Origin of the sequence: Bradyrhizobium guangdongense (assembly GCF_004114975.1) — a bacterium.
Classification (GTDB): domain Bacteria; phylum Pseudomonadota; class Alphaproteobacteria; order Rhizobiales; family Xanthobacteraceae; genus Bradyrhizobium; species Bradyrhizobium guangdongense.
In genome coordinates, this window is record NZ_CP030051.1 from 4944149 (window position 1) to 4968926 (window position 24778).

Annotated in this window: 21 protein-coding genes and 1 tRNA gene; 7 read left to right on the forward strand and 15 right to left on the reverse strand. The window is 63.4% G+C overall.

Going from position 1 to position 24778, the window contains the following annotated elements:
• Window positions 1-70 precede the first annotated feature (70 nt).
• Window positions 71-2479: a TonB-dependent receptor gene (locus X265_RS23770; RefSeq protein WP_128967000.1), complete on the reverse strand. Its 2409-nt coding sequence runs from the start codon at window positions 2477-2479 to the stop codon at window positions 71-73.
• Between the two features lie 232 nt (window positions 2480-2711).
• Window positions 2712-2951 carry a hypothetical protein gene (locus X265_RS23775; protein WP_128960038.1) on the reverse strand — a complete coding sequence of 80 codons (240 nt, stop codon included), beginning with the start codon at window positions 2949-2951 and terminating at the stop codon, window positions 2712-2714.
• Window positions 2952-3340: 389 nt separating this feature from the next.
• On the opposite strand from X265_RS23775, the gene X265_RS23780 reads away from it, so the two are divergent.
• The 3 genes from X265_RS23780 (at window position 3341) to X265_RS23790 (ending at window position 8283) form a co-directional block, all read left to right on the forward strand.
• The gene (locus tag X265_RS23780) at window positions 3341-4516 is read left to right on the forward strand and encodes an efflux RND transporter periplasmic adaptor subunit (protein WP_128967001.1); all 1176 of its coding nucleotides are present in this window, start codon (window positions 3341-3343) and stop codon (window positions 4514-4516) included.
• On the forward strand, window positions 4513-7653 hold the full coding sequence (locus tag X265_RS23785; protein ID WP_128967002.1) for a multidrug efflux RND transporter permease subunit: 3141 nt from the start codon (window positions 4513-4515) through the stop codon (window positions 7651-7653). The genes X265_RS23780 and X265_RS23785 overlap by 4 nt, the downstream gene beginning before the upstream one ends.
• A gap of 63 nt (window positions 7654-7716) precedes the next feature.
• Window positions 7717-8283 carry an invasion associated locus B family protein gene (locus X265_RS23790; protein WP_164938756.1) on the forward strand — a complete coding sequence of 189 codons (567 nt, stop codon included), beginning with the start codon at window positions 7717-7719 and terminating at the stop codon, window positions 8281-8283.
• A gap of 416 nt (window positions 8284-8699) precedes the next feature.
• Here the strand turns inward: X265_RS23790 and X265_RS23795 are convergent, their stop codons facing one another.
• Window positions 8700-10988: an arylsulfatase gene (locus X265_RS23795; RefSeq protein WP_128967004.1), complete on the reverse strand. Its 2289-nt coding sequence runs from the start codon at window positions 10986-10988 to the stop codon at window positions 8700-8702.
• A gap of 89 nt (window positions 10989-11077) precedes the next feature.
• On the opposite strand from X265_RS23795, the gene X265_RS23800 reads away from it, so the two are divergent.
• Entirely contained in the window at window positions 11078-11770 is a 693-nt protein-coding gene (locus X265_RS23800; RefSeq protein WP_128967005.1) for a TetR/AcrR family transcriptional regulator, read from the forward strand.
• Window positions 11771-11778: 8 nt separating this feature from the next.
• On the opposite strand, the gene X265_RS23805 is transcribed toward X265_RS23800, so the two are convergent.
• From X265_RS23805 to X265_RS23815, 3 genes are all read right to left on the reverse strand, one after another.
• Entirely contained in the window at window positions 11779-12420 is a 642-nt protein-coding gene (locus tag X265_RS23805) for a glutathione S-transferase family protein (protein ID WP_128967006.1), read from the reverse strand.
• A gap of 71 nt (window positions 12421-12491) precedes the next feature.
• Window positions 12492-12854, reverse strand: coding sequence for a DUF1428 domain-containing protein (locus tag X265_RS23810; RefSeq protein WP_128967007.1), 363 nt, complete (start codon window positions 12852-12854; stop codon window positions 12492-12494).
• A gap of 158 nt (window positions 12855-13012) precedes the next feature.
• A tRNA-Gln gene (locus X265_RS23815) sits at window positions 13013-13086 on the reverse strand.
• Between the two features lie 239 nt (window positions 13087-13325).
• On the opposite strand from X265_RS23815, the gene X265_RS23820 reads away from it, so the two are divergent.
• Window positions 13326-13490 carry a hypothetical protein gene (locus X265_RS23820; RefSeq protein WP_244659295.1) on the forward strand — a complete coding sequence of 55 codons (165 nt, stop codon included), beginning with the start codon at window positions 13326-13328 and terminating at the stop codon, window positions 13488-13490.
• A 34-nt stretch (window positions 13491-13524) separates the two neighbouring features.
• Here the strand turns inward: X265_RS23820 and X265_RS23825 are convergent, their stop codons facing one another.
• From X265_RS23825 to X265_RS23835, 3 genes are all read right to left on the reverse strand, one after another.
• Window positions 13525-13728, reverse strand: coding sequence for a hypothetical protein (locus X265_RS23825; RefSeq protein ID WP_128967008.1), 204 nt, complete (start codon window positions 13726-13728; stop codon window positions 13525-13527).
• A gap of 119 nt (window positions 13729-13847) precedes the next feature.
• Window positions 13848-14753: a ribonuclease Z gene (rnz, locus tag X265_RS23830; protein ID WP_128967009.1), complete on the reverse strand. Its 906-nt coding sequence runs from the start codon at window positions 14751-14753 to the stop codon at window positions 13848-13850.
• 42 nt (window positions 14754-14795) lie between these two features.
• On the reverse strand, window positions 14796-15398 hold the full coding sequence (locus X265_RS23835) for a TetR/AcrR family transcriptional regulator (RefSeq protein ID WP_128967010.1): 603 nt from the start codon (window positions 15396-15398) through the stop codon (window positions 14796-14798).
• Window positions 15399-15597: 199 nt separating this feature from the next.
• Here X265_RS23835 and X265_RS23840 point away from each other — a divergent pair, with 199 nt between their 5' ends.
• Together X265_RS23840 and X265_RS23845 are read left to right on the forward strand one after the other, a co-directional pair.
• The gene (locus X265_RS23840) at window positions 15598-16839 is read left to right on the forward strand and encodes an efflux RND transporter periplasmic adaptor subunit (RefSeq protein ID WP_128967011.1); all 1242 of its coding nucleotides are present in this window, start codon (window positions 15598-15600) and stop codon (window positions 16837-16839) included.
• A gap of 144 nt (window positions 16840-16983) precedes the next feature.
• On the forward strand, window positions 16984-20172 hold the full coding sequence (locus tag X265_RS23845; protein WP_128967012.1) for an efflux RND transporter permease subunit: 3189 nt from the start codon (window positions 16984-16986) through the stop codon (window positions 20170-20172).
• Here X265_RS23845 and X265_RS23850 read toward each other — a convergent pair.
• From X265_RS23850 to X265_RS23880, 6 genes are all read right to left on the reverse strand, one after another.
• On the reverse strand, window positions 20169-20897 hold the full coding sequence (locus tag X265_RS23850) for a sulfite exporter TauE/SafE family protein (protein WP_128967013.1): 729 nt from the start codon (window positions 20895-20897) through the stop codon (window positions 20169-20171). The two genes, X265_RS23845 and X265_RS23850, sit on opposite strands and share 4 nt — an antisense overlap.
• Before the next feature lie 184 nt (window positions 20898-21081).
• The gene (locus X265_RS23860) at window positions 21082-21432 is read right to left on the reverse strand and encodes a hypothetical protein (protein WP_244659294.1); all 351 of its coding nucleotides are present in this window, start codon (window positions 21430-21432) and stop codon (window positions 21082-21084) included.
• Between the two features lie 125 nt (window positions 21433-21557).
• Window positions 21558-22283, reverse strand: coding sequence for a helix-turn-helix transcriptional regulator (locus tag X265_RS23865; RefSeq protein ID WP_244659293.1), 726 nt, complete (start codon window positions 22281-22283; stop codon window positions 21558-21560).
• A 113-nt stretch (window positions 22284-22396) separates the two neighbouring features.
• Complete coding sequence (locus X265_RS23870; RefSeq protein ID WP_128967016.1) at window positions 22397-23095, reverse strand: hypothetical protein; 699 nt, start codon at window positions 23093-23095, stop codon at window positions 22397-22399.
• A 268-nt stretch (window positions 23096-23363) separates the two neighbouring features.
• The gene (locus tag X265_RS23875; RefSeq protein WP_128967017.1) at window positions 23364-23612 is read right to left on the reverse strand and encodes a DUF6894 family protein; all 249 of its coding nucleotides are present in this window, start codon (window positions 23610-23612) and stop codon (window positions 23364-23366) included.
• Between the two features lie 127 nt (window positions 23613-23739).
• Window positions 23740-24711, reverse strand: coding sequence for an AraC family transcriptional regulator (locus X265_RS23880; RefSeq protein WP_128967018.1), 972 nt, complete (start codon window positions 24709-24711; stop codon window positions 23740-23742).
• Window positions 24712-24778 lie beyond the last annotated feature (67 nt).

A 24778-nucleotide genomic window follows, 5' to 3' on the forward strand; every position in this document is an offset into this window, starting at 1 on the left:
CGCGCATCGTGAGCGGTCCTTGCAGATGGGACGCCTGCCATGGCAGGCATCCCGTTTTGAATCGACCCAATCAGAACTTGGCCGTGGTGGTCAGATAGAAGGCCCGCCCCGGCGCGACCGCAACGAACGGCACGGCGCTACGATAGAGCGTGTCGTAGTAGAGCTTGTTGGTGAGGTTCTGCGCGTAGAACTTCATGGTCCAGTTCTTGTCGATCTTCTTTTCGACGAACGCATCGAAGCGCCAGTAGCTCGGCAGCTCGTTGCCGGTGTTGGCCGCGAACGTGCCGCCGTAGACCTTGGAGCGGTACACCGCCTGCCCACCGACTTCCCAATCGCCGTCGAACTTGTACTTGGTCAACATGCTGAATGACTGGTGGACGACGTTGGCAAGCTGCAGACCGATATTGGAGGCGACGCCGCTCTGTGTGACCTTTGACTGCATCAGCACCAGGCCGCCGAAGATGCTCCAACGATCGGTGATCTTGCCCTCCGCCTCGATATCGATTCCCTGGATTCTGTAGGCCGCGCCCGAAGTCAGCACGTTGTTTACCGTCTCGCGCGCGTTGTCCTTGGTAGTCTGGAACAGCGCACCGCTGACCAGGAGGTGGCGATCCGCCAGCTCCCATTTGGTACCGAGTTCAACCGCCTTGTTGCGCTCCGGTCCGAGCAGGACCGCCGTGTTGGCGGGTACGCCGCCGTAATCGGTGCCGGTCGCGTCGAGCTCCGAGCCAAACGGATTGGCCGAGGTAGCATAGGCCGCGTAGAGGCTGCCGATCGAGATCGGCTTGTAGACCAGCCCGACATTGTAGTTGACCAGATCCGAATTCATTTTCAGATACGCGGAGTTGGTCGACGAGCTCATGTTGTAGCCGTCGTAACGGACGCCACCGTTCAGGATGATGGTGTCCTGCCAGTTCGCGGTGTCCATGACGTAGACGCTGCTGGTGTTGACGCCATAGCGGGTCGGATTGCCCGTCAGTGACGGCGTGCCGAAGCCACCAAGATAGGTATACTGGGGCGAGTAGAGATTGACGCCAGAGACCGCTCCACTGCTCGTGAAGGGCGAGCCGGCCAGCTCCGAAGTCAGGCCGGAGTAGCGGTCGATCGAAACGTTCTCGTTGGTGTACTCGACGCCGAACACCGCGGTGTGCTTGACCCCGCCCGTGTCCAGCTTGAACGTGGCCTCGTTCTGGTTGGCCCACACGTCCACGGTCTGGTAGCGGCTCTGCGCGCTCGCGGTCGTAGTCCAGAGCAGCGGATTGAGGCTGGTCGTTACCGGGTTCTGCGGCAGCGTACCGATATAGTTGAGGAGCGAATGCTCACCACGCACCTTGCTGCTCAACGTGATGGCCTCGTTGACCTTGTATTCCGCCGTGGCCGTGCCGAAATCCTGCCGCGCGGTCTGGAAATCGCGGTTGAGGAAGCCGTACCAGGTTCCACGCGGAATGCCGGCCGACGTCACCGGCACATTGCCCTGCTTGTAATAGGGCACGCCAAAATCCGGCAGGCCGCTGAGATCGGTGTGGACGTAGTTGGTCGTGATCTTGATGTCGTTGGTCGGGGTATACTTGGTCGACAGGAACGTGCCCCAGCGATCGTCGGTGACGTAGTTGCGGCCGGCGACATTGGCGTCCTGAAACAGGCCGCCGGTGCGCACCGAGAACGTGGGATCGATGACCTGGTTGACGTCGAGCGTCACGCGCTTGGTCCTGTCGGTGCCGAACTCGGTGTCCATTCGCTTGAAGTTGACGTCGCCGGCCTGCTTGGTGACGATGTTGATGGCGCCCCCGGCGGTGCCGCGTCCGGCATAGGATGATGCCGGCCCGCGCAGGATCTCGATCTGCTCTGTGAAGAAATTCTCACGTATCGACACGGCGGGATCGCGGATGCCGTCGATGAAGACGTCGTTGCGCGCATCGAAGCCGCGAATGAAGAAGCGGTCGCCGAAGGCGTTGCCGCCCTCGCCCGATCCCAGCGTCACGCCGGCGGTCGAGCGCCCGATCTCCTTCAGCGTCGTCGCGTTCTTGTCCTCGAGCACTTCCTTGCTGAGCACCGTGATCGTCTTCGGCGTGTTCAGCATCGGTTCGGGAAACTTGCCGGAGGCCTGGACGTGATCGACTTTGTAGGGCGCGGCCGGATCGGCATAGGGATTGCGGTCGACCGCGCCGGCCGGAGCCGGCGCGGCGGCGGCCTGCTGCTGCGCCTGCTGGCGCTGCGCAACGCGGCGAAGCGCGTTGCGTGCGCGGACCTGCTCCGGTGTCGGCTTCGAGGCAGATGGACGCGGGCGCTCGACCGGCGCATCGATATTCACCGGTGGCAGGGCCGACTGCTGCGCCTGCGCACCGCTCGACAGCGACGCCACCGCGATCAGGCCGGCAACGGCTGATACCGTCTTTCCGGAATTGCCGTCGAACTTGTCGTCAAATGAATTCCTTGCCGCGATCGTACGCAACGACCGCGGAGCCACCGCCAGCCCCATTCCGACACTCCCCATTCCAAATTCGCCGATGCGCAACATGCGCGACGAACGATGAGGCGGTGCTATCGAGCGTGAAAAATCCGGTCAATGCGAGGAGGCCCGCAAGCTCGCTTGAATCCATCTAGATCAAATCGATTCTAAGATTTCGAATCTGAAATTGCCGAAATGCTCCGCGACACATTGATGCAGTCAGACACAACAGCGCTTGCGCTCGCGCGTCATCTCGGACAGCTCAATCGCTGCTCGGCGGCTTCATCAGCGAGAACAATTCATCGACGGTGCGCTGCGCGGTCGCGCGCACGCGATCGGTGTTGTCCATACCGGCGATGTTGACGCCGCCAACGACGGCTTTGATCTCGTCGCGAAAGTCGGTGAGGAAGCGCAAGGGATCGCGTTGCTCATTGGCGACGCGCGCGATCAATCCCGTGATCAGAATCTGACACGCGATCAGCTTGCCGTTCAACTCGTCCATTCTGCACTCCTGATGTGGCGGCGCTGATATGGAGGAGGCTGATTTTGTTGACAACCGAAACGCCGCCCGGGCGGTTTAGAACCGTTCTGGCGACGGTGAATCTGCCCACTTCGGGTGCCGAGCCGCTCGTTCGCGCGCGGCCTCACCCACGTCGCCCGCGAGCGTTGCCCATCTTTTGCACGCTCCTCGCTCAGACCAGCAAAATGCAGTACTGCACACCGCCGCGTCACCCGCATGCCTACGGGGTGCAAAGCTTTCCAATTGTTTAGGATTCTCAACGGATAGTGCTGTTTACACTGGAACTTGGCGTGTATTATACAAGCCATGCTGGAACCCTTTGGTAGCCCCACAATTCGTTGTTTTGGGCATACAAGCCGATACGCTCGCATATGAAAAAGTCACGGCCGGTCCTCTGGATTGTCATCATCGCAGCCGTGGCCGGTGGCGGCTATTACGGCTGGCAGCGATTCCAGGCGTTCGAGGCCGCAAAAGCTCAAGCCGCACAGAAGGGTGCACCGCGCGTTGCCGCGGTGCCCGTCAGCATCTCGCCGGTCCAGAAGGCGGATTTTCCGGTCTACCTGACCGGCCTCGGCACGGTGCAGGGCTTCAACACCGTACAAGTCCGAACCCGGGTGGACGGCCAGATCGACAAGATTGCCTTCACCGAAGGCCAAATGGTCAAGCAGGGCGATCTCCTGGTCGAGATCGATCCGCGGCCGTTCCAGGCCGCGCTTGATCAAGCCAAGGCGAAGAAGGCGCAGGACGAGGCCAATCTCGCCAACGCCAATCTCGATCTTCAGCGCTACACCAAGCTTGGTGAATTCGCGACGCGTCAGCAGACCGACACGCAGCGCTCCACCGTTGCCCAGCTCACCGCGCAAATCGCCGCCGACGAAGCCGCGATCGCCAACGCCCAGACCCAGCTGGACTACACCCAAGTCAAATCGCCGATCACGGGTGTCGCCGGCCTGCGTCAGGTCGACATCGGCAACATCGTCAATGCGTCGAACCAAACCGGTATCGTCACGATTGCGCAGGTCGAGCCGATCACGGTGATCTTCACCGCGCCCGAGGATCAGTTGCCTTATATCAGCGAGGGTCAGAAGTCGGGCGAGCTCAAGGTGATCGCGTTCACCACCGACGGCAAGAAGACGCTGGCCGAAGGCAAGCTCGCCGTCATCAACAATCAGGTCGATACGACCAGCGGAACGATCCGGCTCAAGGCGGTGTTCGATAACCGGGAGCATACGCTTTGGCCCGGACAATCGGTGTCGACGCGCCTTCTGGTCCGGACGTTGAGGGACGCGACTATCGTTCCCGACGATGCGGTCCAGCATTCGACCGACGGCCTCTACGCTTATACCGTCAGTCAGGACAACAAGGCTGAGGTTCGGAAGATCAAGGTCAGCTACTCCATCGACGGCCGTTCGGTTGTCGACGAAGGATTGAGCCCCGGCCAGCAAGTCATCACCGGCGGCCAGTACAAGGTACAGCCCGGCAGTCTCGTTTCAACGACCGTCGCGAGTTCGGATCCGGCCCAGAAGAACAAGGTTCAGCAGGAATGACCGAAGGCGGGATTTCGGCACCTTTCATCCGTTATCCCATCGGCACATCGCTGCTGATGGCCGGCATTCTGTTTGTCGGCCTGGTCGCCTATCCCCTGCTGCCGGTCGCGCCGCTGCCGCAGGTGGACTTCCCGACCATCCAAGTCACGGCCAATCTGCCCGGCGGCAGCCCGGAGACCATGGCTTCGTCGGTGGCGCAGCCGCTGGAGCGGCAATTTGCGCAGATCCCCGGCATCGCGCAGATGACCTCGACGAGCTATCTCGGCACCGCGTCGGTCACCATCCAGTTCGACCTCAACCGCAGCATCGACGGCGCAGCGAACGACGTGCAGGGCGCGATCAACGCCGCCAGCGGCCAGTTGCCGAAAAACCTGCCCTCGCCGCCGACCTATCGCAAGGTCAATCCGGCGGACTCTCCGATCCTGCTTCTATCCGCCACCTCAGACACGCTGCCGCTGACCAGCGTCAGCGACGCGGTCGACGCGCAGCTTGCCCAGCAGATCAGTCAGATCTCCGGCGTCGCACAGGTCATCATTGGCGGTCAGCAGAAGCCGGCCATCCGCGTCCAGATCGATCCGGCCAAGCTCGTCGCCAAGGGCTTGTCACTGGAGGACGTGCGGAGCCAGATCGGGATCACGACGGTCGATAGCCCCAAGGGCAACATCGACGGCGAGAAGCGCGCTTATACGATCTACGCCAACGACCAGCTCACGCAGTCAAAGGACTGGAACGACGTCATCATCGCCTATCGCAACGGCGGTCCGCTGCGCATCCGCGACGTCGGCCAGGCCGTCACAGGCCCCGAGGACGCCAAACAGGCGGCCTGGGCGAATGGCAAACGCGGCGTCTTCCTGGTGGTGTTCAAGCAACCCGGCGCGAACGTCATCGAAACCGTCGACAAGATCAAGGCGACCCTGCCCCGCCTCGTGGCGGCGATCCCGCCGGCGATCAAGATCGAGCTGATGAGCGACCGAACCCAGACCATTCGGGCCGCGGTCGAGGACGTCCAGTTCACGCTGCTCCTGACCATCTTCCTGGTGGTCATGGTCATCTTCATCTTCCTGCGCAGCTTCTGGGCGACGGTCATTCCGACGATCACGGTGCCCCTGGCGCTGCTCGGCGCCTGCTCGCTGATGTGGGTGTTCGGCTACACCCTGGATAACCTCTCCCTGATGGCGCTGACGATCGCGGTCGGCTTCGTGGTCGACGACGCCATCGTCATGCTCGAGAACATCTCCCGCTACGTCGAGGAAGGTGAAGCGCCGATGGCCGCCGCCTTCAGAGGCGCCAAGGAAATCGGTTTCACCATCGTTTCGATCAGTATCTCGCTGGTCGCCGTGCTGATCCCGCTGCTGCTGATGGGCGGCATCATCGGCCGTCTGTTCCGCGAGTTCGCCGTCGTGCTGGCGATGACCATCTTCGTCTCGATGATCGTCTCGCTGACGCTGACTCCGATGATGGCGTCGCGATTCCTGCGCGCCCACGGAGAGGTCCAGCACGGCCGCTTCTATCAGTGGAGCGAGCGCGCCTTTGACGCGATGCTGCGCGGCTATGAGCACATCCTCGACATCGCCCTGAGCTGGAAGCGCACGACGCTCCTCATCTTCTTCGCGACCCTTGCGCTGTCGGTCTACCTCTTCGTCTTGATCCCCAAAGGCTTCTTCCCGCAGCAGGACAACGGCCTGATCACTGCGACCTCGGAAGCTTCGCAGGACATTTCCTTCGCGGCCATGAAGGAACGGCAGGAGGCGCTGGCCAAGATCATACAGGCAGATCCCGCCGTTGCGAGCGTCGCCATGGCCATCGGCGGCAGCGGAAGGGCCGGCAACAACGGCAATCTGTTCATCACGTTGAAGCCCCGCAATGACCGCGACGCTTCGGCGCAGCAGGTCATTGGACGCCTCCGTCCTCAACTCGAGAAGGTGCCCGGCGCCCGGCTTTACATGCAGGCGGCCCAGGACGTCCGGCTCGGCGGCCGGCCCACCCGCACGCAGTTCGAATTCACGCTGCAGGATGCCGATCTCTCCGAGCTCAATGAATGGGCGCCGAAGATTCTCGCCAAGATGCAGACGCTGCCGGAGCTGCGTGACGTCGCGACCGACCAGCAGACCCAGGGCACTACGGTCCAGCTCAAGATCAACCGCGACACCGCCTCGCGCTACGGCATCCAGCCGCAGCTGATCGACGACACGCTCTACGATGCCTTCGGCCAGCGGCAGGTGACGCAGTATTTTACTCAGCTCAACACCTACAAGGTGATCCTGGAAATCCTGCCGGAGATGCAAGGCAACCTGGATTCGCTGAACAAGCTCTATCTGAAATCGCCGCTGACCGGCGATCAGGTGCCGCTATCGACGTTTGCGACCTGGACCACCGATCCGGTCCGTCCGCTCTCGATCAGCCACCAGGGCCAGTTTCCGGCGATCACGATCAGCTTCAACCTTGCCCCGGACATCGCGCTCGGCCAAGCGACGCAGGCGGTGCAGAAGGCGATGGCTGATCTCGGCGCGCCGGCGACGCTGAACTCGAGCTTCCAGGGCACCGCGCAGGCGTTCCAGCAATCGCTCGGCACCGTGCCGCTCCTGATTCTCGCCGCGCTGGTCGTGGTGTATCTGATCCTCGGCATCCTCTACGAGAGCTACATCCATCCGATCACGATTCTGTCGACCTTGCCCTCGGCCGGCGTCGGCGCGCTCGCGATCCTGATGGCGGCCGGTTTCGATTTCAGCCTGATCGCGTTGATCGGCATCATCCTCTTGATCGGCATCGTGAAGAAGAACGGCATCATGATGGTCGACTTCGCCATCGCGGCCGAGCGCGACGAGCACAAGACGCCGGAGGAATCGATCCGTCAGGCTGCGCTGCTCCGCTTCCGCCCGATCATGATGACGACGATGGCGGCATTGCTCGGCGGCGTGCCACTGATGCTGGGCCACGGCACCGGCGCCGAGATCCGCCAGCCGCTGGGCTACGCCATGGTCGGCGGCCTGATCGTCAGCCAGGCGCTCACGCTGTTCACCACGCCGGTGGTCTATCTCTATCTCGACAAGTTCTCGAACCTGTTCAAAGGCAGCTCGACCGAGAACGAAGGGCACGACACAGCCGGGCACCGCACCGTCAAGGAGGCCGCCGAGTAAGCTTGCGTCGCCGCTTCCGCGACGCTACAGCGAGATTTCGGTTCACGCCAACGCGGTTTCGCCATGCCCATGCAATCCAGACTTGTCGCTCTTGCCGCCGCCGCTGTCCTGATGTCGACGGGTGCCGCCTCTGCCCAGCAGGGCGCCAAGAAAAATGCGACTCCTTCGGCCACGCAGCCCACGCCCGCACCGACCCAGCCACAAGCCGAGGGTGCTCCCGGGCAATCCGGCTGGATCGTCCGCTGCACCAGCGTCAGCCGCGACGCACCGCTCGAATGCGCGATGGAGCAGAACGCGGTGCTGACCAAAACCGGTCAGACCGTCGTCCTGATCAACATCCGCATCGCGCCCGACACCCGCACGCCGATCGCATTGCTGCAGCTGCCGCTCGGCCTCAACCTGCCGGTCGGCGCAAAGCTCCAGGTCGATGAGGGCAAGACGGTCGATCTCCAGATCCAGACCTGCGAGAACCGCGGCTGCTACGCCTCGACATCGCTCGCGCCGGACCTGCTTGCTGCCTTGCGCTCGGGCAAGCAGTTGAAGGTCTCGTTCCAGAATATGGCGAAGGAGACGATCGCGATCCCGATGCCGCTCGGCGATTTCGCGGCAGCTTACGACAAGATCAAGTAGCTCCGCAGACGCCGAAGGCTTGCACGAGCGGGTTTCCGAGCCGCGCGCGTCGGTCTATTCTGCAGCCGGCGGGACCAGACATCGGCGGTGAAGCATGACACGCGAGAAGTCAGGTCTGGATCGGCTCGGCCTCCTGGTCATCCTATTTGGGATGATGAGCGCCGCCGCGAGCGCGCAGACCCAGTTGCAGCCACCGACTGCACCTGTCGCCGAGCCCACGGTCCATGACGCGAGGGTACCTCGCAATGACCAGACCGACGGCAACTTTACGCGGACGCCCTCTGCCGGCCCGCCCTCGCCCATGCCGGACGTGAAACGCATTCGCACGACGGACGAACGCATCACGGATGACACCGCTCCTCCCGCGGTCGCGCCACTGCAGCCGCCTTCACCTAAGCCGTAGGTGCGCCACACGCCTACTGCCGCGCCATCTGGGCGTTGCCGACGGCCTCGCCGTCGAGCGACTGATCGTTGTGCATGGCGACGGTGACGCGGAGCAGTCGCCCCTCGAATTCGAACGGCGCCTCGTAATGCGACACCGGGCTGCCGCGGTCGCGGCCGATATCGAGGCCGGACCACGAGATCAGGGTGTGGAAGCCGAGCTGGGTCTGCAGCGAGCCGGCCGGCTCGCCGTCGATCAGCAGCGTGTATTCGGTGACGCCGGTGCGCGAGCCCTTGGCCGGCGGCTCCCTGCGGATCAGGCGCTCGACGTGAACGCCGAGCCGCCGCACGTCCGGTGGCACCTTGCGGTCGGAGCGCACGATGTGATGGCTGCCGCCGATGTTGAGGTCATGCACGAGGTGGCCGTCCCTGACGTAAAGGCTGTAGCCTGACGTCGCGTCCCCATGCGAGATCAGCACGCCGCTCGCACCCGCGTCGTCGATCTCGACATGCGCCTCGATCGTGTAGCTGCGGCTGCGAACGTCGGGCGCCACGTCGGTCGGAACGTGTCCCATGCCGGCGTGAAAGACGAAGTGGTGGCGAGCGCCGTGGAAGCGTGCCGCATTCTCGGCGAAGCGCGGCCCGAAGCGGTCGTCGAGCGGAAGCACATTGTGCTTCTCCGCCTCGTCCCACCATGTCGCGATCATCTGCGCGAGCCGCTCCGGCTCTTTCGCCGCGAGATCGTTGGTCTCGGAGAAATCCTTCTCGAGATGGAACAGCTCCCATTTGTCGTTGTCGAAGGGCGTGCCCGGCGGGTGATAGGCAACCGCCTTCCAGCCGCCCTGCCAGAGGCCGCGATGGCCGAACATCTCGAAATATTGCGGCGAGGCCTTTGAGGGCGCGGTCGCGTCCGTGATCGAGCGCGCAAAGCTCGCGCCTTCGAGCGGCATCTGCGGGCACCCGGCGATCGTGGTGGGCGCCTCGATGCCGATCAATTCCAGCAGGGTCGGCGTCAGATCGCTGGCGTGCACGAACTGGTGGCGCAGTTCGCCCTTGGCGGCAATGCGCTTCGGCCAGGTGATGACGAAGGGATCGCGAATGCCGCCGCCATGGGTGTTCTGCTTGTAGCGGCGCAGCGGCGTGTTGGAGGCCATGGCCCAGCCATGCGGGAAATTGCTGTGGGTGTCGGGCCCGCCGATGTCGTCGATGCGGGCGAGCTTCTCGGCGATCGGCTCCGGCTTGAAGTTGAATGGCCCCATCGCGTTGACGAAGCCGAGCGGTCCGCCCTCCTGGCTCGCACCATTGTCGGACATCACGATGATGACGGTGTCGTCGCGCATGCCAGCCGTCTCGAGGAATGAGACCAGACGCGCAAGGTGCCGGTCGGAATGTTCGAGCATGCCGGCAAAGGCCGCCTGCAACCGGGTGAATACCCGCCGCTCGTCGGCCGAATGATCGTCCCACGCCTTCACGCCGTCATTGCGCTCCGGCATTCGCGTCTCCTGCGGCACCAGCCCCAACGCCTTCTGACGCGCCAGCCGCCGTTCACGCTCGACATCCCAGCCGTGCGCGAATTGGGCATCGTAGCGTCGGATGATGTCGGCCGGCGCCTGGTGGGGCGCGTGGCAGGCGCCCAGCGCGATCCAGGTCAGCCAGGGAATATCGGGCCGATCGGCATGATGATCGCCGATGAAGCGGATGGCCTGATCGATCAGATCCTCGGTCAGATGATAGCCATCGGCGTAAGTGCCCGGAGGATCGATATGCGTGTTGTCGGAAACAAGCTCGGGCGCATATTGGTCGGTCTCGGCGTCGAGGAAGCCGTAAAAGCGATCGAAGCCGCGGCCGAGAGGCCAGCCGTCGAACGGGCCGGTGGCGCCGCTCTCGGTCAGCGGCGTGACGTGCCATTTGCCGACCATGTAGTTGCGATAGCCGTGGACCCGCAGCATTTCGGCGAGCGTCCCCGCCTCGCGAGCGATCTTGCCGCGATAGCCGGGGTAGCCGGAATCGAAATTGGCAAGGCACCCGACACCGACCGAATGGTGGTTGCGCCCGGTGAGCAATGCAGCGCGCGTCGTCGAGCACATCGCGGTGGTGTGGAAGCCGGAATAGCGCAAGCCTTCCGCGGCGAGCCGGTCGATGGTCGGCGTTTTGATCGAAGACCCATAGCAGCCGAAATCGGAGAAGCCGACGTCGTCGAACAGCACGATGAGAATGTTCGGCGCGCCCGCAGGCGGCTTCACGGCCTCGGGCCACCAGGGTTTTGACTCCGCAACCGTCCTGCCGACGGTCCCGCGGAACGGCGTGCCGCTGCCTGCGCTCATCTGTTGCTCCCTATGCCGGCCGTCACGGTTGACCCGCGGCTCGCCTTATTCTAAATTATAATCCGAATTATGATTATGTTTCTACGCTGATGCAAGCACGAACGCGGCCCTCGTCCGAGAAGCCCGGCTCTCGCGATTTCGACCTGCCGGGCGTGGCGCCGTCACGCCAGAAACGCAGCCGCGAGACGACGCTGGCGCTGCTGCGGGCCGGCGCCGACATGCTGCGGACACGAAGCCTTGGCGAGCTCTCGATCGAGGCGCTCTGCGCCGAAGTCGATGTCACCGTCGGCGCCTTCTACAGCCGCTTCGAGAGCAAGGAGGCCTATTTCAACGCGCTGATCGCCCTGGCCGCGCGCGACGGCGAGCAGCGGCTCGGCGAGATCAGGCGCCCCTCCGCCGACGCCGATCTCGACAAGCTCTGCGGCATCGTCGTCGACGGCATCATCGCCTGGATGCGCGAGCATGAAGGCGTGCTCCGCGCCGCCCTCCAGCATGATGACACCCGTCCGGACAAATGGACACCGTTCAAGGCGCTGGCCAAGACCACGACCGAACGTGCCACCCCTCTCCTGCTCCCGGCCATGGGCAAGGGCCGCACGGCCGCCAAGACCCGCGCGATCGCGTTCGGCCTGCAGGTCGTGCTCGGCACGCTGGTGAACGCGATCCTCAACGACCCCGGACCGCTGTCGCTCCGATCGAAAGAGATGGAGACGCGGCTCTCGGGCTGCCTGCTGCTGCTGCTTCAGGCGGAGCTCGGTCCAAGCGCTTGGCCGCCCCGATAAAGCGAGTGTTACAGTCCCGGTGATCTCGCCGCCCAGACCTTGGTGGCCGGGCAGTTCTCCATCGCTCGGGCATAGGCAGGGCGAGCCGTCGTGCGGACAAGATAGTCCCGCTCCGCAGGCCCGGGAACGTAGTTGCCGGTTCGCAGGCCGAGCAGCAGGGCATAGCTCACCGAGATATCGGCAGCGGTGAACCGGTCGCCGGCCAGATAGGGGCAATCCGCGAGGCGCCGGATCACCAAACCCAGCCGGCTCTGAAAGGTCTCGTCGGCCCAGCGGGTCACGCGGGCCTCTCGCTCGGCTTCAGGCGCGAATTGACGGCCGACCAAGACGGCGTTCATCGGCCCGGCGAGCCCGGCCTCGCCCAGATGGAGGAATTGCAAATAAGGGGCGAAGGCGGGATCATCAGGGGCGACGCTAAGCGAACACGAGCCGTAGCGGGCGAGCAGGTACTCGAGAATGGCGATGGATTCGACCATGATCGTCTCGCCATCCTGGAGCGCGGGAATGAATCCGGCGGGGTTGATCGCAAGGAAATCGCGATCTTCCTCGACGGCGAGCAGATCGATCGGGCGCAGCCGGTAAGCCAATCCCAACTCCTCCAGCAGCCAAACAACACGAAAGCCACGACCTTCGCCATAGACAGTCAGCATAGCGTTCCTCGATTGGGCTGGATGCAGCAACTCGGAGGTGAGCCAGTCGCGCAGGCGGACGAAGCGTGCACTCAGCGGACGATCTCATCCGCGCGCAGCAGCGCCGTGAAGCCGCCATAGATCATGCGCTTGCCGTCGAACGGCATGTCTGAGCCTTTGAGCCTCGCATCAGCCATCACCTTGGCATTGACGGCGTCGCGGCTCTGCCGGTCGCGATAGACGATCCAGGAGAACACCACGACCTCGTCCTCCGTGGCCATCACCGCGCGGGGAAAAGACGTGAGCTGGCCATAGGGAACGTCGTCGCCGATACACTCGACATAATCGAGCGCGCCATGCTCCATCCACACCGAACACGCCTTTCGTGCCAGCGCCTTGTAGGCCTCGATCTTGTCCTTCGGCACGGCGAGCACAAAACCATCGACATAGGGCATTGGGATCTCCTTGGGTTGAACGTCACAAGGACGATCGGATGCGGTCCGATCCGACTGATGATGGATGAGGCAAACCGTCGCGAGGAATGGCTGGTCAAATGCGCTGCAGGGGCGATGGCGCCCGGAAATGGCTGTAGCCGCTGGAGAGCGCCTGAAACTGGCTGGGGAACCTGGATTCGAACCAAGACAAACAGAGTCAGAGTCTGTTGTGCTACCGTTACACCATTCCCCAACGGAATAGCCGAACAAATTCAATATCTTACTGATCTGTCCGACTTTGGCCGGAAGCGCGGTCGGCGCAAATCACGGCTCAGGCGTGCAGCCTTCTACCTGCTCGTCCCCACGCTGGCAAGCACTGCCGTGGATGGATCACAGCCTGGTCCAACTCGTTATTGGCGGCCTCGAAGATCTTCTTCCACCGCTCCGTTTCGGAGGCGATGTGGGGCGAGAAGAGAGGCCACGCGGTCTCCGATGCCGGCCTGCGCACGCTGGCGACGCCGCCCCTCCGTGATCGCGGGACTGAGCGACACCGTGGATGCGATGCGCATGGACACGCCGACCTTTCGCGATCACGCGCTGCCCAGGCTGATGCGGCTGACAGGCACGGTGCAAGAGCTCGCGATCAAATCGGCCTAGTGAGCTGAGCGCGCCTTCCGCCGGCACGCTGCGTCTATTCCGGAACGAGCGTCGCAAGCCCGGCCTCGATGATGGTGATTTCCCCGTTGACCTGCGCGATGGCCTGCTGCGGGTCTACACCTGTCACGACCACGAGCTGCCGCAACAGGTCCTGCCGATGCGCCAGAATGTCTTCCAGCGCATCGCGATCGTTCAGCTTCACATAGCCTTGGACGATCAATTCAACGGAACGAGACATAGTACTCTCAATACAGGGCTGACTGCTGATGTTGCGAAAATATCGCGCCGATGCACGGCTGCGGGAATGAAGTCGCGTCAACCTTGACAGGTAAGATTAACGGCTGTGCAACGCGCTGCCTAAACATCGATACGATCGAAGTCGGCGGCGATCCTGACGTGCGGGAATATCTTTGCCGCCTCAGCCAGGATCTCGTCGTCCTCGTAGCGGCCCGACAGATGCGTCAGCACGAGTTGGCGGACGTTGTTCGCGGCCGCGAACCGGGCCGACTCAGCCGCGGTGAGATGGCCGTAATCGCGCGCGGTTGCGGCATCGCGATCCAGGAATGTCGCCTCGATCACCAGCAGATCGGAGTCCGCGACATGTTTGGAGAGACCGTCCGTCGTCTCTGTGTCGCCGATCACAACCAGCTTCTTGCCACCGCTCGGCGGACCCAGCACATCCTCCGGATTGATGGTCCGGCCGCCTTCAAGGGTAATGGTGCGCCCCCCGGCCAGCTCGCCGCGCATGGGTCCGTCAGGCACGCCAAGCGCGGACAGGCGATCAGACAAGAGATGGCGCCGCGCGGGACTCCGAAACGAGAATCCAAAACTGTCGGTGTCACGGTGGCGGACCGGAAAACAGTCGATGGTGAAGTCCCCGGTGTCGACCACCTGCCCCTCGGAGACCGGCGCGAACTGTACCGAGATCGGCGCCCTTCCCGGTCCCCACAGGCCTGCAAGGATGCGGATGACGATGTCGAGCGTGCCAGGACCACCATGGATGGTCATCGCGTCGGAAGTCTGCCGCAGCCCCAATGTCGAGAACAGGCCGGGGATGCCCAACACGTGATCGAGATGACCATGCGTCAGCAGGATGCGATCAAGCCGGCGAAAACCGGCGCCGCTCCGCAACAGCTGGCGCTGCGTGCCCTCGCCGCAATCGATCAGCATCCGCTGGCCGGCGACCTCCAGCAGCAACGCCGGATGGTTGCGCTCTGCGGAGGGGACGCTGGCCGAGGTTCCGAGAAATGTCAGGGCGAACATGGGTGTCACTTGTCCAGCGGGCAGGTCCGCCCCGAGCGCGTCTTACGCCCGCCTCGACTGCGCCTCGACCGCCTGCACGGCGACGCTCGCCACCTGCCGCAGCGCTTCACGATCCGCGCCGGACGATGCCATCACGCCCATGCCGACGGCGACCGCCGAGACGTAGCGCGCGAGCGCGGCGGGATCGGCGCTTGCCTTGAGATCACCTTCCGCCTTGGCGCGGACAAAACGGTCGCGGAGCTGGTCTTCGTTCTGGGCGCGGCGCGCGGCGAGCTCGAAGGGGACATTTTCGGAGCCGGTGCCGCAGGCGATGCCGCCCTGCACCAGCAGGCAGCCCGGTGGATTGGCGGGGTCGGTCTGCTTTTCGGCGATGCCCATCAGCATGCGGTCGGCGACATCACGGGCGGTCGGCGCCGCCACCACTTCGTCCATCCACACACCGCGCAGCTTGGTGTAGCGGTCGAGGGCAGCCTTGAGCAGGCCTTCCTTGTTGCCGAAGCACGCATAAAGGCTCGGCGGGTTGATGCCCATCGCCTCGGTGAGCTGGGCAATCGTGGCGCCCTCATAGCCATGGCGCCAAAACACTTCCATCGCCCGGTCCAACGCCGTCTCGGCGTCGAATTCGCGGGGGCGTCCAATGCCCATGTGCCTGTCTCCTCGGATTCACGTTCCGCCTCAGGCTTAACGTCGAATCCTATCTATTTGTTCTAGCTTTATATTTCCGGGCTCTTCCATTTCTTGCGGTATGCGGCTACAATTTTCTTAGTGAATGGTACATAAGTATCTTGCGCTGCGGTATCCAGCTCCACATCTGTAGTGAACACTACATATCTGGAGCGCGCAAATGCACCCCTCCCAAGAAACTTCCCCCGCCGGCCGTTTCCGCCGCCTGCTTGGCGGCGTCGCCATCATTGGCGCCCTCGCCGCGGCCGGCTCGATCGCGACCGGGCACTACTTCCATGCAGCCCAGGCGACCGCAACTGGCGCGGCAGCCGAGCAGGCCGTCCCCGTAACCGTCGCGCTGATCGAACCAAAGCAGACGGTGCTGTGGGACGATTTCTCCGGCCGGCTCGAGGCCATCCAACGCGTCGAGCTTCGCCCGCGCGTCGCTGGCGCGATCCTGTCCACCAACTTCACCGAAGGCGCGCTGGTGAAGGCCGGTGACGTCCTGTTCAAGATAGATCCCGCTCCTTATGAGGCCGAAGTCGACAAGGCAGCCGCGCAGCTCGAGGCCGCGAAGGCACGCGTGGTCTTCACCAAGAGTGAGCTCGATCGTGGCGCACAGCTGGTCGGCAACGCCGTGGTCACCCGCCGCGACTACGATCAGCGCGACAATGCCAATCGCGAAGCCATTGCCAACGTGAAGGCCGCCGAGGCGACGCTCCAAACCGCAAAGCTCAATCTCGACTACACCGAGGTGCGCGCGCCGGTGGACGGCCGCGTCGGCAAGATCGAGATCACCATCGGCAATCTCGTCGCCGCCGGCACCGCCTCCCCGGTGCTGACGTCGCTGGTCTCGGTCAATCCGATCTACGCTTCGTTCGACGCGGACGAAGAGGTCGTTCTGCGCGCGCTGAACTCGATCGCGGATAGCACCGGCAGACGCGGCAATCTCGACCAGATCCCGGTCGAGATGACGACATCGGGCGCCCTCTCGGCCAAGGGCCACATCCAGCTCATCGACAACCAGGTCAACGGCCAGAGTGGCACCATCCGTGTGCGAGCCGTATTCCCCAACGACGACGGACGTCTCATTCCCGGCCAGTTCGCCCGCGTGCGCATGGGCCAGCCGAAGCAGCAGACACTGGTGATGATCGACGAGCGTGCGATCGGCACCGACCAGGACAAGAAGTTCGTGATGGCGGTCGGCGACGACAGCCGCGCAGTCTATCGGCCGATCACGCTCGGCGGCGCCGTCGACGGCCTGCGGATCGTCACCGCAGGCCTGAAGCCCGGCGACCGCATCGTGGTCAACGGCCTTCAGCGCGTGCGTCCCGGCGCCCTCCTCAAGACCGAGGTCGCGGCGATGGGTGCGCGCGGCCAGCAGGCCTCCAACCACAGCAACCAGGACGTGGTGCAACGCTAGTTACCTCATTCCGGACGACGCGCGACACGCGTCCGGAATGATCCGGACATACCGACCAAGACATCGCATCTCGATTCCGGCCTTCGCAGGCACGACCTGCGTCCCGGAGTGCGGGAGAGCTGTCTCTCGCGCAGGGGCAAAGCCATGAATCTCTCAAAATTCTTCATTGACCGTCCGATCTTCGCCGGCGTGCTGTCGGTGCTGATTTTCCTCGCCGGCCTGATCTCGCTGTTCGCGATGCCGATCTCGGAATATCCCGATGTCGTGCCGCCCTCGGTGCTGGTGCGCGCGACCTATCCCGGCGCCAATCCCAAGGTGATCGCGGAGACGGTGGCGACCCCGATCGAGGAGCAGATCAACGGCGTCGAAGGCATGCTCTACATGTCGAGCCAGGCGACCACCGACGGCGCGATGACGCTGACGGTGACGTTCCGCCTCGGCACCGATCCCGACAAGGCGACGCAGCTGGTGCAGAACCGCGTGCAGCAGGCCGAGCCGCGCCTGCCCGCCGTGGTGCGCCAGCTCGGCATCATCACCAAGAAGTCCTCGCCCGACCTCACCATGGTCGTGCATCTGCTGTCGCCGAACGGCCGCTACGACATGACGTACTTGCGCAACTACGCAGTGCTCAACGTCAAGGACCGGCTGGCGCGGATCGATGGCGTCGGTGACGTCCAGCTCTATGGCGCGGGCGACTATTCCATGCGGGTCTGGGTCGATCCGCAGAAGGCGGCCGAGCACGGCCTGACCGCGAGCGACATCGTGAAGGCGATCCAGTCGCAGAACGTCGAGGCCGCCGCCGGCGTTGTCGGCTCGTCCCCGAACGTCAAGGGCATCGACCTGCAGCTCTCGGTCAATGCGGAAGGACGCCTCGCCAACGAGGAGCAGTTCGGCGATATCGTGGTCAAGACCGGCATGCGCGGCGAAGTGGTGCGGCTGCGCGACGTCGCGCGCATCGAGTTAGGGGCCTCCGAATACGGTCTGCGTTCGCTGCTCGACAACAAGCAGGCGGTGGCGATCCCGATCTTCCAGGCGCCCGGCTCCAATGCGCTCGAGATTTCCGATCACGTCCGCGCCACCATGGCCGAGATCAAGAAGAACATGCCGGACGGCGTGTCCTACCAGATCGTCTATGACCCCACCCAGTTCGTGCGCTCCTCGATCGAGGCCGTGATCCACACGCTGCTGGAGGCGATCGCCCTGGTGGTGCTGGTGGTGATCCTGTTCCTGCAGACCTGGCGCGCCTCGATCATCCCGCTCCTGGCCGTGCCGGTCTCCATCGTCGGCACGTTCGCGGTGATGCACGTGTTCGGCTTCTCCATCAACGCGCTCAGCCTGTTCGGTCTCGTGCTCGCCATCGGCATCGTCGTCGACGACGCCATCGTCGTGGTCGAGAATGTCGAGCGCAACATCGAAGGCGGCCTGTCGCCACGCGATGCCACCTACCAGGCGATGCGCGAGGTGTCGGGGCCGATCATCGCGATTGCGATGGTGCTGATCGCGGTGTTCGTGCCGCTCGCCTTCATCTCCGGCCTAACCGGACAGTTCTACAAGCAGTTCGCGCTGACCATCGCGATCTCGACCGTGATCTCGGCCGTCAACTCCCTGACGCTGTCGCCCGCTCTGTCGGCCCTGCTGCTCAAAGGGCATAACGAGCCAAAGGACCGGCTGACGCTTATCATGGAAAGCGGCTTCGGCTGGTTCTTCCGGCGTTTCAACCAGGCCTTCACTTTCTCCTCGAACAGCTACAGCGGCACTGTCACCAAGGTGATCTCGGGCAAGGCCTCCGTGATGGGCCTCTACGTGGTGCTGGTCGGCCTCACTGCCTTCTTGTTCCAGCAGGTGCCTGGTGGGTTCGTGCCGGGCCAGGACAAGCAATACCTGGTCGGCTTCGCCCGCCTGCCCGATGGGGCGACACTTGACCGCACCGAAGAGGTAATCCGCAAGATGAGCGACATCGCGCTGACCCAGCCCGGCGTCGAAAGCTCCGTGGCCTTTCCGGGCCTGTCGATCTCCGGCTTCACCAACTCCTCTAACGCCGGCATCGTATTCTCCACGTTGAAGCCATTCGACGAGCGCAAGGATCCATCGCTCAGCGGGAACGCCATCGCAGCCGAGCTGAACAAGAAATATGCCGGCATCCAGGAAGCCTTCATCGCCATGTTCCCGCCCCCGCCCGTCAACGGCCTCGGCACCATCGGCGGCTTCAAGCTGCAGATCGAGGACCGCGCGGGCCTCGGCTATGAGGCGCTGAACGAGGCCACCAAGGCATTCATGGCGGCGATGCAGAAGGCGCCGGAGATCGCCGGCGTGTTCTCGAGCTTCCAGGTCAACGTGCCCCAGCTGTTCACCGACATCGATCGCACCAAGGCGCTGCAGCTTGGCGTGCCGGTGACGGAGGTCTTCAACACGCTGCAGATCTACCTCGGCTCCTACTACGTCAACGACTTCAACAAGTTCGGCCGCACCTATTCAGTCTATGTCCAGGCGGATGCGCCGTTCCGCGCGCGTGCGGACGACATCAGGCAGTTGAAGGTACGCTCATCATCCGGCGACATGGTGCCCTTGTCGGCGCTGCTGAAGATTCGCCAGAGCGCAGGACCTGAGCGTGCGATCCGTTACAACGGCTTTCTGTCGTCCGACATCAACGCGGCCGCGGCGCCCGGCTTCTCGTCGGGCCAGGCACAGGAAGCGGCGACCCGAATCGCGGCGGAAGTGCTGCCGCCCGGCTTCGCCTTCGAATGGACCGACCTGACTTATCAGGAGTTCATCGCCGGCAATTCCGGCCTCTGGGTGTTCCCGCTGGCGATCCTGCTGGTGTTCCTCGTGCTGGCGGCGCTCTATGAGAGCCTCACCCTGCCGCTCTCGATCATCATGATCGTACCGATGGGCCTGTTGGCTGCGATGTTCGGCGTCTGGCTCTCGAAGGGTGACAACAACGTCTTTACGCAGATCGGCCTGATCGTGCTCGTTGGCCTCTCCGCCAAGAACGCGATCCTGATCGTCGAATTCGCGCGCGAGCTCGAATTCGCAGGCCGCACGCCGATCCGGGCCGCGATCGAGGCGAGCCGCCTGCGGCTGCGCCCGATCCTGATGACGTCGATGGCCTTCATCATGGGCGTGCTGCCGCTGGTGCTCTCCACCGGCGCGGGTTCGGAGATGCGGCGCGCGATGGGCGTCGCGGTGTTCTCCGGTATGATCGGCGTCACCGTGTTCGGCCTGTTCCTGACGCCCGTGTTCTATGTGCTGCTGCGGACCGTTACCGGCATGAAGCCGCTGGTGCATCATGGGAGCGACATCAGCGCGGCACCGGTTCAAGGCGCCGGGCACTAAAGCAGAGAGATTCCCGACACCAGCAAGAGAACGAGCACGGTCTTGCGAAAGACCGTCTCGTTTACCCGGTGAAAGGCGATAACGCCGAGCGCCGAGCCGGCAAACAAGGCCGGCAAGCTGACCGCGAGGTCGACGAAGACCTTTGACGACAGGTCCTGGTGCCCGACCAGTAGGACGATCGCAAACAGCTGCATCGCGGCGATGAACGGCTGCACCAAGCCGCGCTGCTCGCTCTTGGGCATGCCGCGCATGTCGCACCAGATCGTCGGGATCGCCCCGGGCATCGCGGTGAGCCCGCCGACAAGCCCTCCTCCGAAGCCGATCAGTGCGACCCAGGGGCGGCCGACGGCCTCGCCGGCGGTGACCAGCGTCGGCCTCAGCAGCATATAGCCGGCGTAGAGCGCAACGACGAGACCAAAGCCTCGCCGGAGCAGATGCGTGTCGGTGCTCTGCAACAACGAGACGGCAATCGGGACGCCGATGAGTCCGCCGATGATCAGGAGCAGACTTCCTTCCCAGCGGATATTGCGCCGGAGCGCCCACAGATTGGTCGCCTGCACGCCGATGCTGCACGCCATCATCAACGGCACCGCCTCGAGCGGCTGAAACACGCGCAGCAGGACGGCGCCGGCAACCGCGGAGAAAGCGAAGCCCGAGAGCCCCGAGACGAAGGCTCCGGCGAATACGGCGAGGCTGAGCAGCAGCAGTGTCGTGATGTCGGGCATAGTGACCCCCGCCTAGTCGTAGGGAATTGGTGATACCGATGCGGCGGCGCTGTCAGCGCAACTCGTCGCCTCGCGCGGAAACGACACCTGCATGGCATGCGCGTGCGACCGCTCCAGCATGACAAGACCAACGAGTTGAAGGGTAACGAGCGCTGCGGTGAGCGCCATGGCGACAATATTGAGGTTACGCGCGCTCGAGACTTGGACGCGGGGCCGAACGCTCGCGCGCAGCGGATTTGTGGGCATTTGCTGAAAATTCCTCTTCATTGCGGACGGAAATGCATTCGTTCAAAGGCGAGGATTCGCTCGGCGCGTGCAGCAAATGGTGGTAGCGCTGCAAGACGCGCCGCGCTTCGATTGCACGTTGTTGGTGCAGCGCTGCGACCATGTAATCGACAACGCCATGGAACTTCTCGGCAAAGCTACGGGACGCTGTTCGCATGACGGTCTCCTCATCAACCTGCAAGCGAGATTGATGAAATTGACTTCCGCTCGCTGTGAGTTGCTTCACAGAATGCCCGAACGCGACGAACAAGAAATCGTGTCTGCTCTCGTAGGAGAGAACGCACAAATCGCGTCAGCCAAACGAATGATGCGCGATAACATTCTGATGAAGAGATTGCGGATTTGGCGCTGACGTCCTCGTCAGCGCACGATGCGTCAGTGAACGAGCGGGTTGGAAAACCCTGCCGCGAGCTTGACGAGGTCGGCCTGGCGGCTCGTACCAGTCTTGGCAAACACGCGATGCAGATGCGTCTTCACGGTCGTCTCTGCGATTCCGAGCGCATCGGCCGTCTCCGGCACACCGCCGACCTCGACGATCGACTGCAGAACCCTGAGCTCCGCAGGCGTCAGTTCGAAAGTGCGGTCGATCGACCCGGCGCAGGCGCGAACATCGAGCTTCGCCATCCAGACGAACAGGGCGCCGATGGCGCCGCGGGTGCGCCCTGCATTCCCCTCTCGTAACAGCGAGGGCAGCGCGATCACTTGGGCGATGTAGTGGGATCCATCACGCGATGTCAGTTGAATCTTGCGGTCCGTTGCCACCGCAGCAGCCACCTCCGCCTCGCCGCGAAAGACGTCGCGCAGAGCTGCATTCGCTTCAGACGACCGCGCCAGCAGCCGGCCGTGAACGGATCGCAGGACATCTTCGGCATCCAGGATCGCATCGGCAGCCGGATTGCTGTGCACGATGTTGCAGGCGGAATCGAGCAGGATCACGCCGGCATTGAGACGATCGACGACATCGGCCAGCGCCATCGACTTCTGTCGCTTCTGCTCGATCGTCCGGTTGATCATGAAGGCGCGGCTTGCATGCGGGGCCACCAGCCGCATGCGCGCACGCATCTTCGCGTCCAGCATCTGCCTGCCCGGAATGACCGTCATCAGCATCGGACAGGACGAATTCGCCTGCTCCAGAACTACATTCGCGGCGTCGGCACATCCCTGGGGACGCAGCCATTCCTGATAAAAGCGACCGCGGCGGTATTCATCGAAGTTTACAAGATCAGGAATGTTGCGCTGGCGCCGCTAGCCAGCGCCGAGATCGTTCCGCGATTGTCGATCGAGGCGTTGCCATCAGCGGTGATGCCGACGCCATTTGCGCCGGTTGCCTTTACGCCTCCAGCGTTGGCCATGGCGGCGTCGGCCGTTACCGAAACGCCAAACCGGACACCGGCGATCGTGCCCGTGTTTGCCGTCACGTTCACCGTTGTTGCGTTAATTCCGATCGAGTTCGCACCAATGCCGATGATCGTTCCGGAACTGCTCACGGTGACGGCAGTCGCATCAATGGCGTGCCCTTGCAGGCCACTTGCGATCGCTCCGGCATTGTCGAGATTGAGCGTCGATGCCGTGATGCCGTTGAACCCGGAGATCGTGGCGCCACTGGCGTTAGACACCGTCACATCGCCTGCCGTGAGGCCGGCGCCGTTGGGTCCGTCGATAATGCCGAGATTTGTGAGAGTGCCACCGGAGCCGGTCCTGATGCCGAAGGAGGTCCCGTCGACCTGCGCCCCCGCTTCGACTCGATAGCTATTATTGTTGTCATTGAAAGTCCCATATCCCGTAACGCCGCCTTGCTGCGTGTCGACGTTTCCCGAGCAGACAATGGTTGCGTTGCTCACCGGCGCGACCGGCGTGCAGGCGGCCTCGGCCCGATTGGCGACCAGCAACGGCGCCAGCAGGACCGCCGACACCGGGACCCGCAGCAGACCGCGGTTGACGGTCGCAAGAAGCTTTCGTTTCATCTTCATTCCCCAAGCGATGCCTTCCGCCCGAGGGGCATGCAGGCTTGTTGCGTCAGCATCCTCCGATCGAAGGAGGCTGACGCTGCGAACTGTGAATCGCTAACGCTAAGGTAGAAGGAGGCCATCGTCCGACTTGGACAGAAGCGACCGGGTTTCCGCTCAGAACGAATTGCCGCCCTTTCAACTGCCAGTGGTGCAAAGTTGCGACACTGCCGCTTCAGACCTGGTCCCAACCCGCCTTCTCTGCACTCTCAGCCCAGACCGCGGCACGATAGATCTCCTGTCCGCCAGCGTCCCTGACGCGGATCCAGGCATTGCGGTCGCGCAGATCATCGCGCCAGACGAACAGATGCCGCGCCATCTCGTCGGCGACCACGAACGTCGCCTTGGCATGCTCGAAGACCATTCCGCCCGGATCGATCTTCACGACGTTATCGACCAGCAGATCGAAGAAGAAGCGGCGCATTCAAAACTCCAACGAGCGGCGCCGCATGCAACGCATCCGGCACAGCCAATGACTGCAGGATCAAACATCCCATGAAAAATTCCCCGCTCGACTGAACGGATGACCCGGCCGCTTCACGGGGACGCGATCAGTCCGCCGTGCCGCTCCTGACGTCTGTCGGCGTGGCACCATAGGCGCGCCGGAAACAGCGATTGAAATAAGAGAGATCGCCGAAGCCGACGTCATAGGCGATCGAAGAGACCGGACGTTCGACGAATTCCGGTTCCCGCAACATGCGATAGGCGCGCTTCAGGCGCTGCTCGATGAGGAAGGAGGAGAACGTCTTGCCGTCGGCTTCGAACAGGCGCTGGAGATAGCGCGGCGTGACGCCGAGTTCCTGCGCGACACCGCCGACCGACAAGTCCTGCCGCCAGCAATTGTCGGCGATCAGGAACTTTGCCCTACGCAGCCGAGCGGCTTTCGCACCGCGCCGGCCGGCAACTTCCTTGACGTCGTCGGTGGCGCCGAGCACGAGCGCGATGAGATCATGCAGGTGCTCGACGCCAAGCTGACGCAGAGCTGCCGTCGCAAGCGCATTCTCACGCACGAGCGACGTTGCGTAATCGACCAGCACTCTGATCTCGGTCTGGCGGTTCCCGATGAGGCGCATGACCGTATCGTCGACATCCATGAGCATCGGCACGAGAATGCGCCGGGGCACGCGCAGCGAAACGCACTCGCCGGTCGCAAAACGTTCGAAAGTCGACGCATCCTCGGCGCTGGCCAGCACAGCCTGTCCGGGGCCGACGAGCAGTTCGCGTCCCCGCGCCCTGATGCCGATGGTTCCGGATCGATTGCAGATCAGGGCAAGACTGTCGTCGCCGTCGACAACGAGCTGCTTGGTGCGGATGACCCGGGCGCCGAACAGCGTGCCCAGCATCAGCTGCACGTCTGGCAGCGAATGGGCCGTGAGGTTAGCCGCTAGGCGCTCACCGTCACGGATCTCGATCTCGGCCTTCACCCCGCGACAATAGAAATCGCGCAGCGTCGCCGCGCGCTCGCTTTCAAGAATATCGTTTGTGGAAACGTTCACAATGAACAATTCATCATTGCCGCTCACTGCAATCCTCCAATCGACGAGGAAGCTCGGCCACGTTCCGCTTCTTCTCCGGCCTCATATCCGGTCA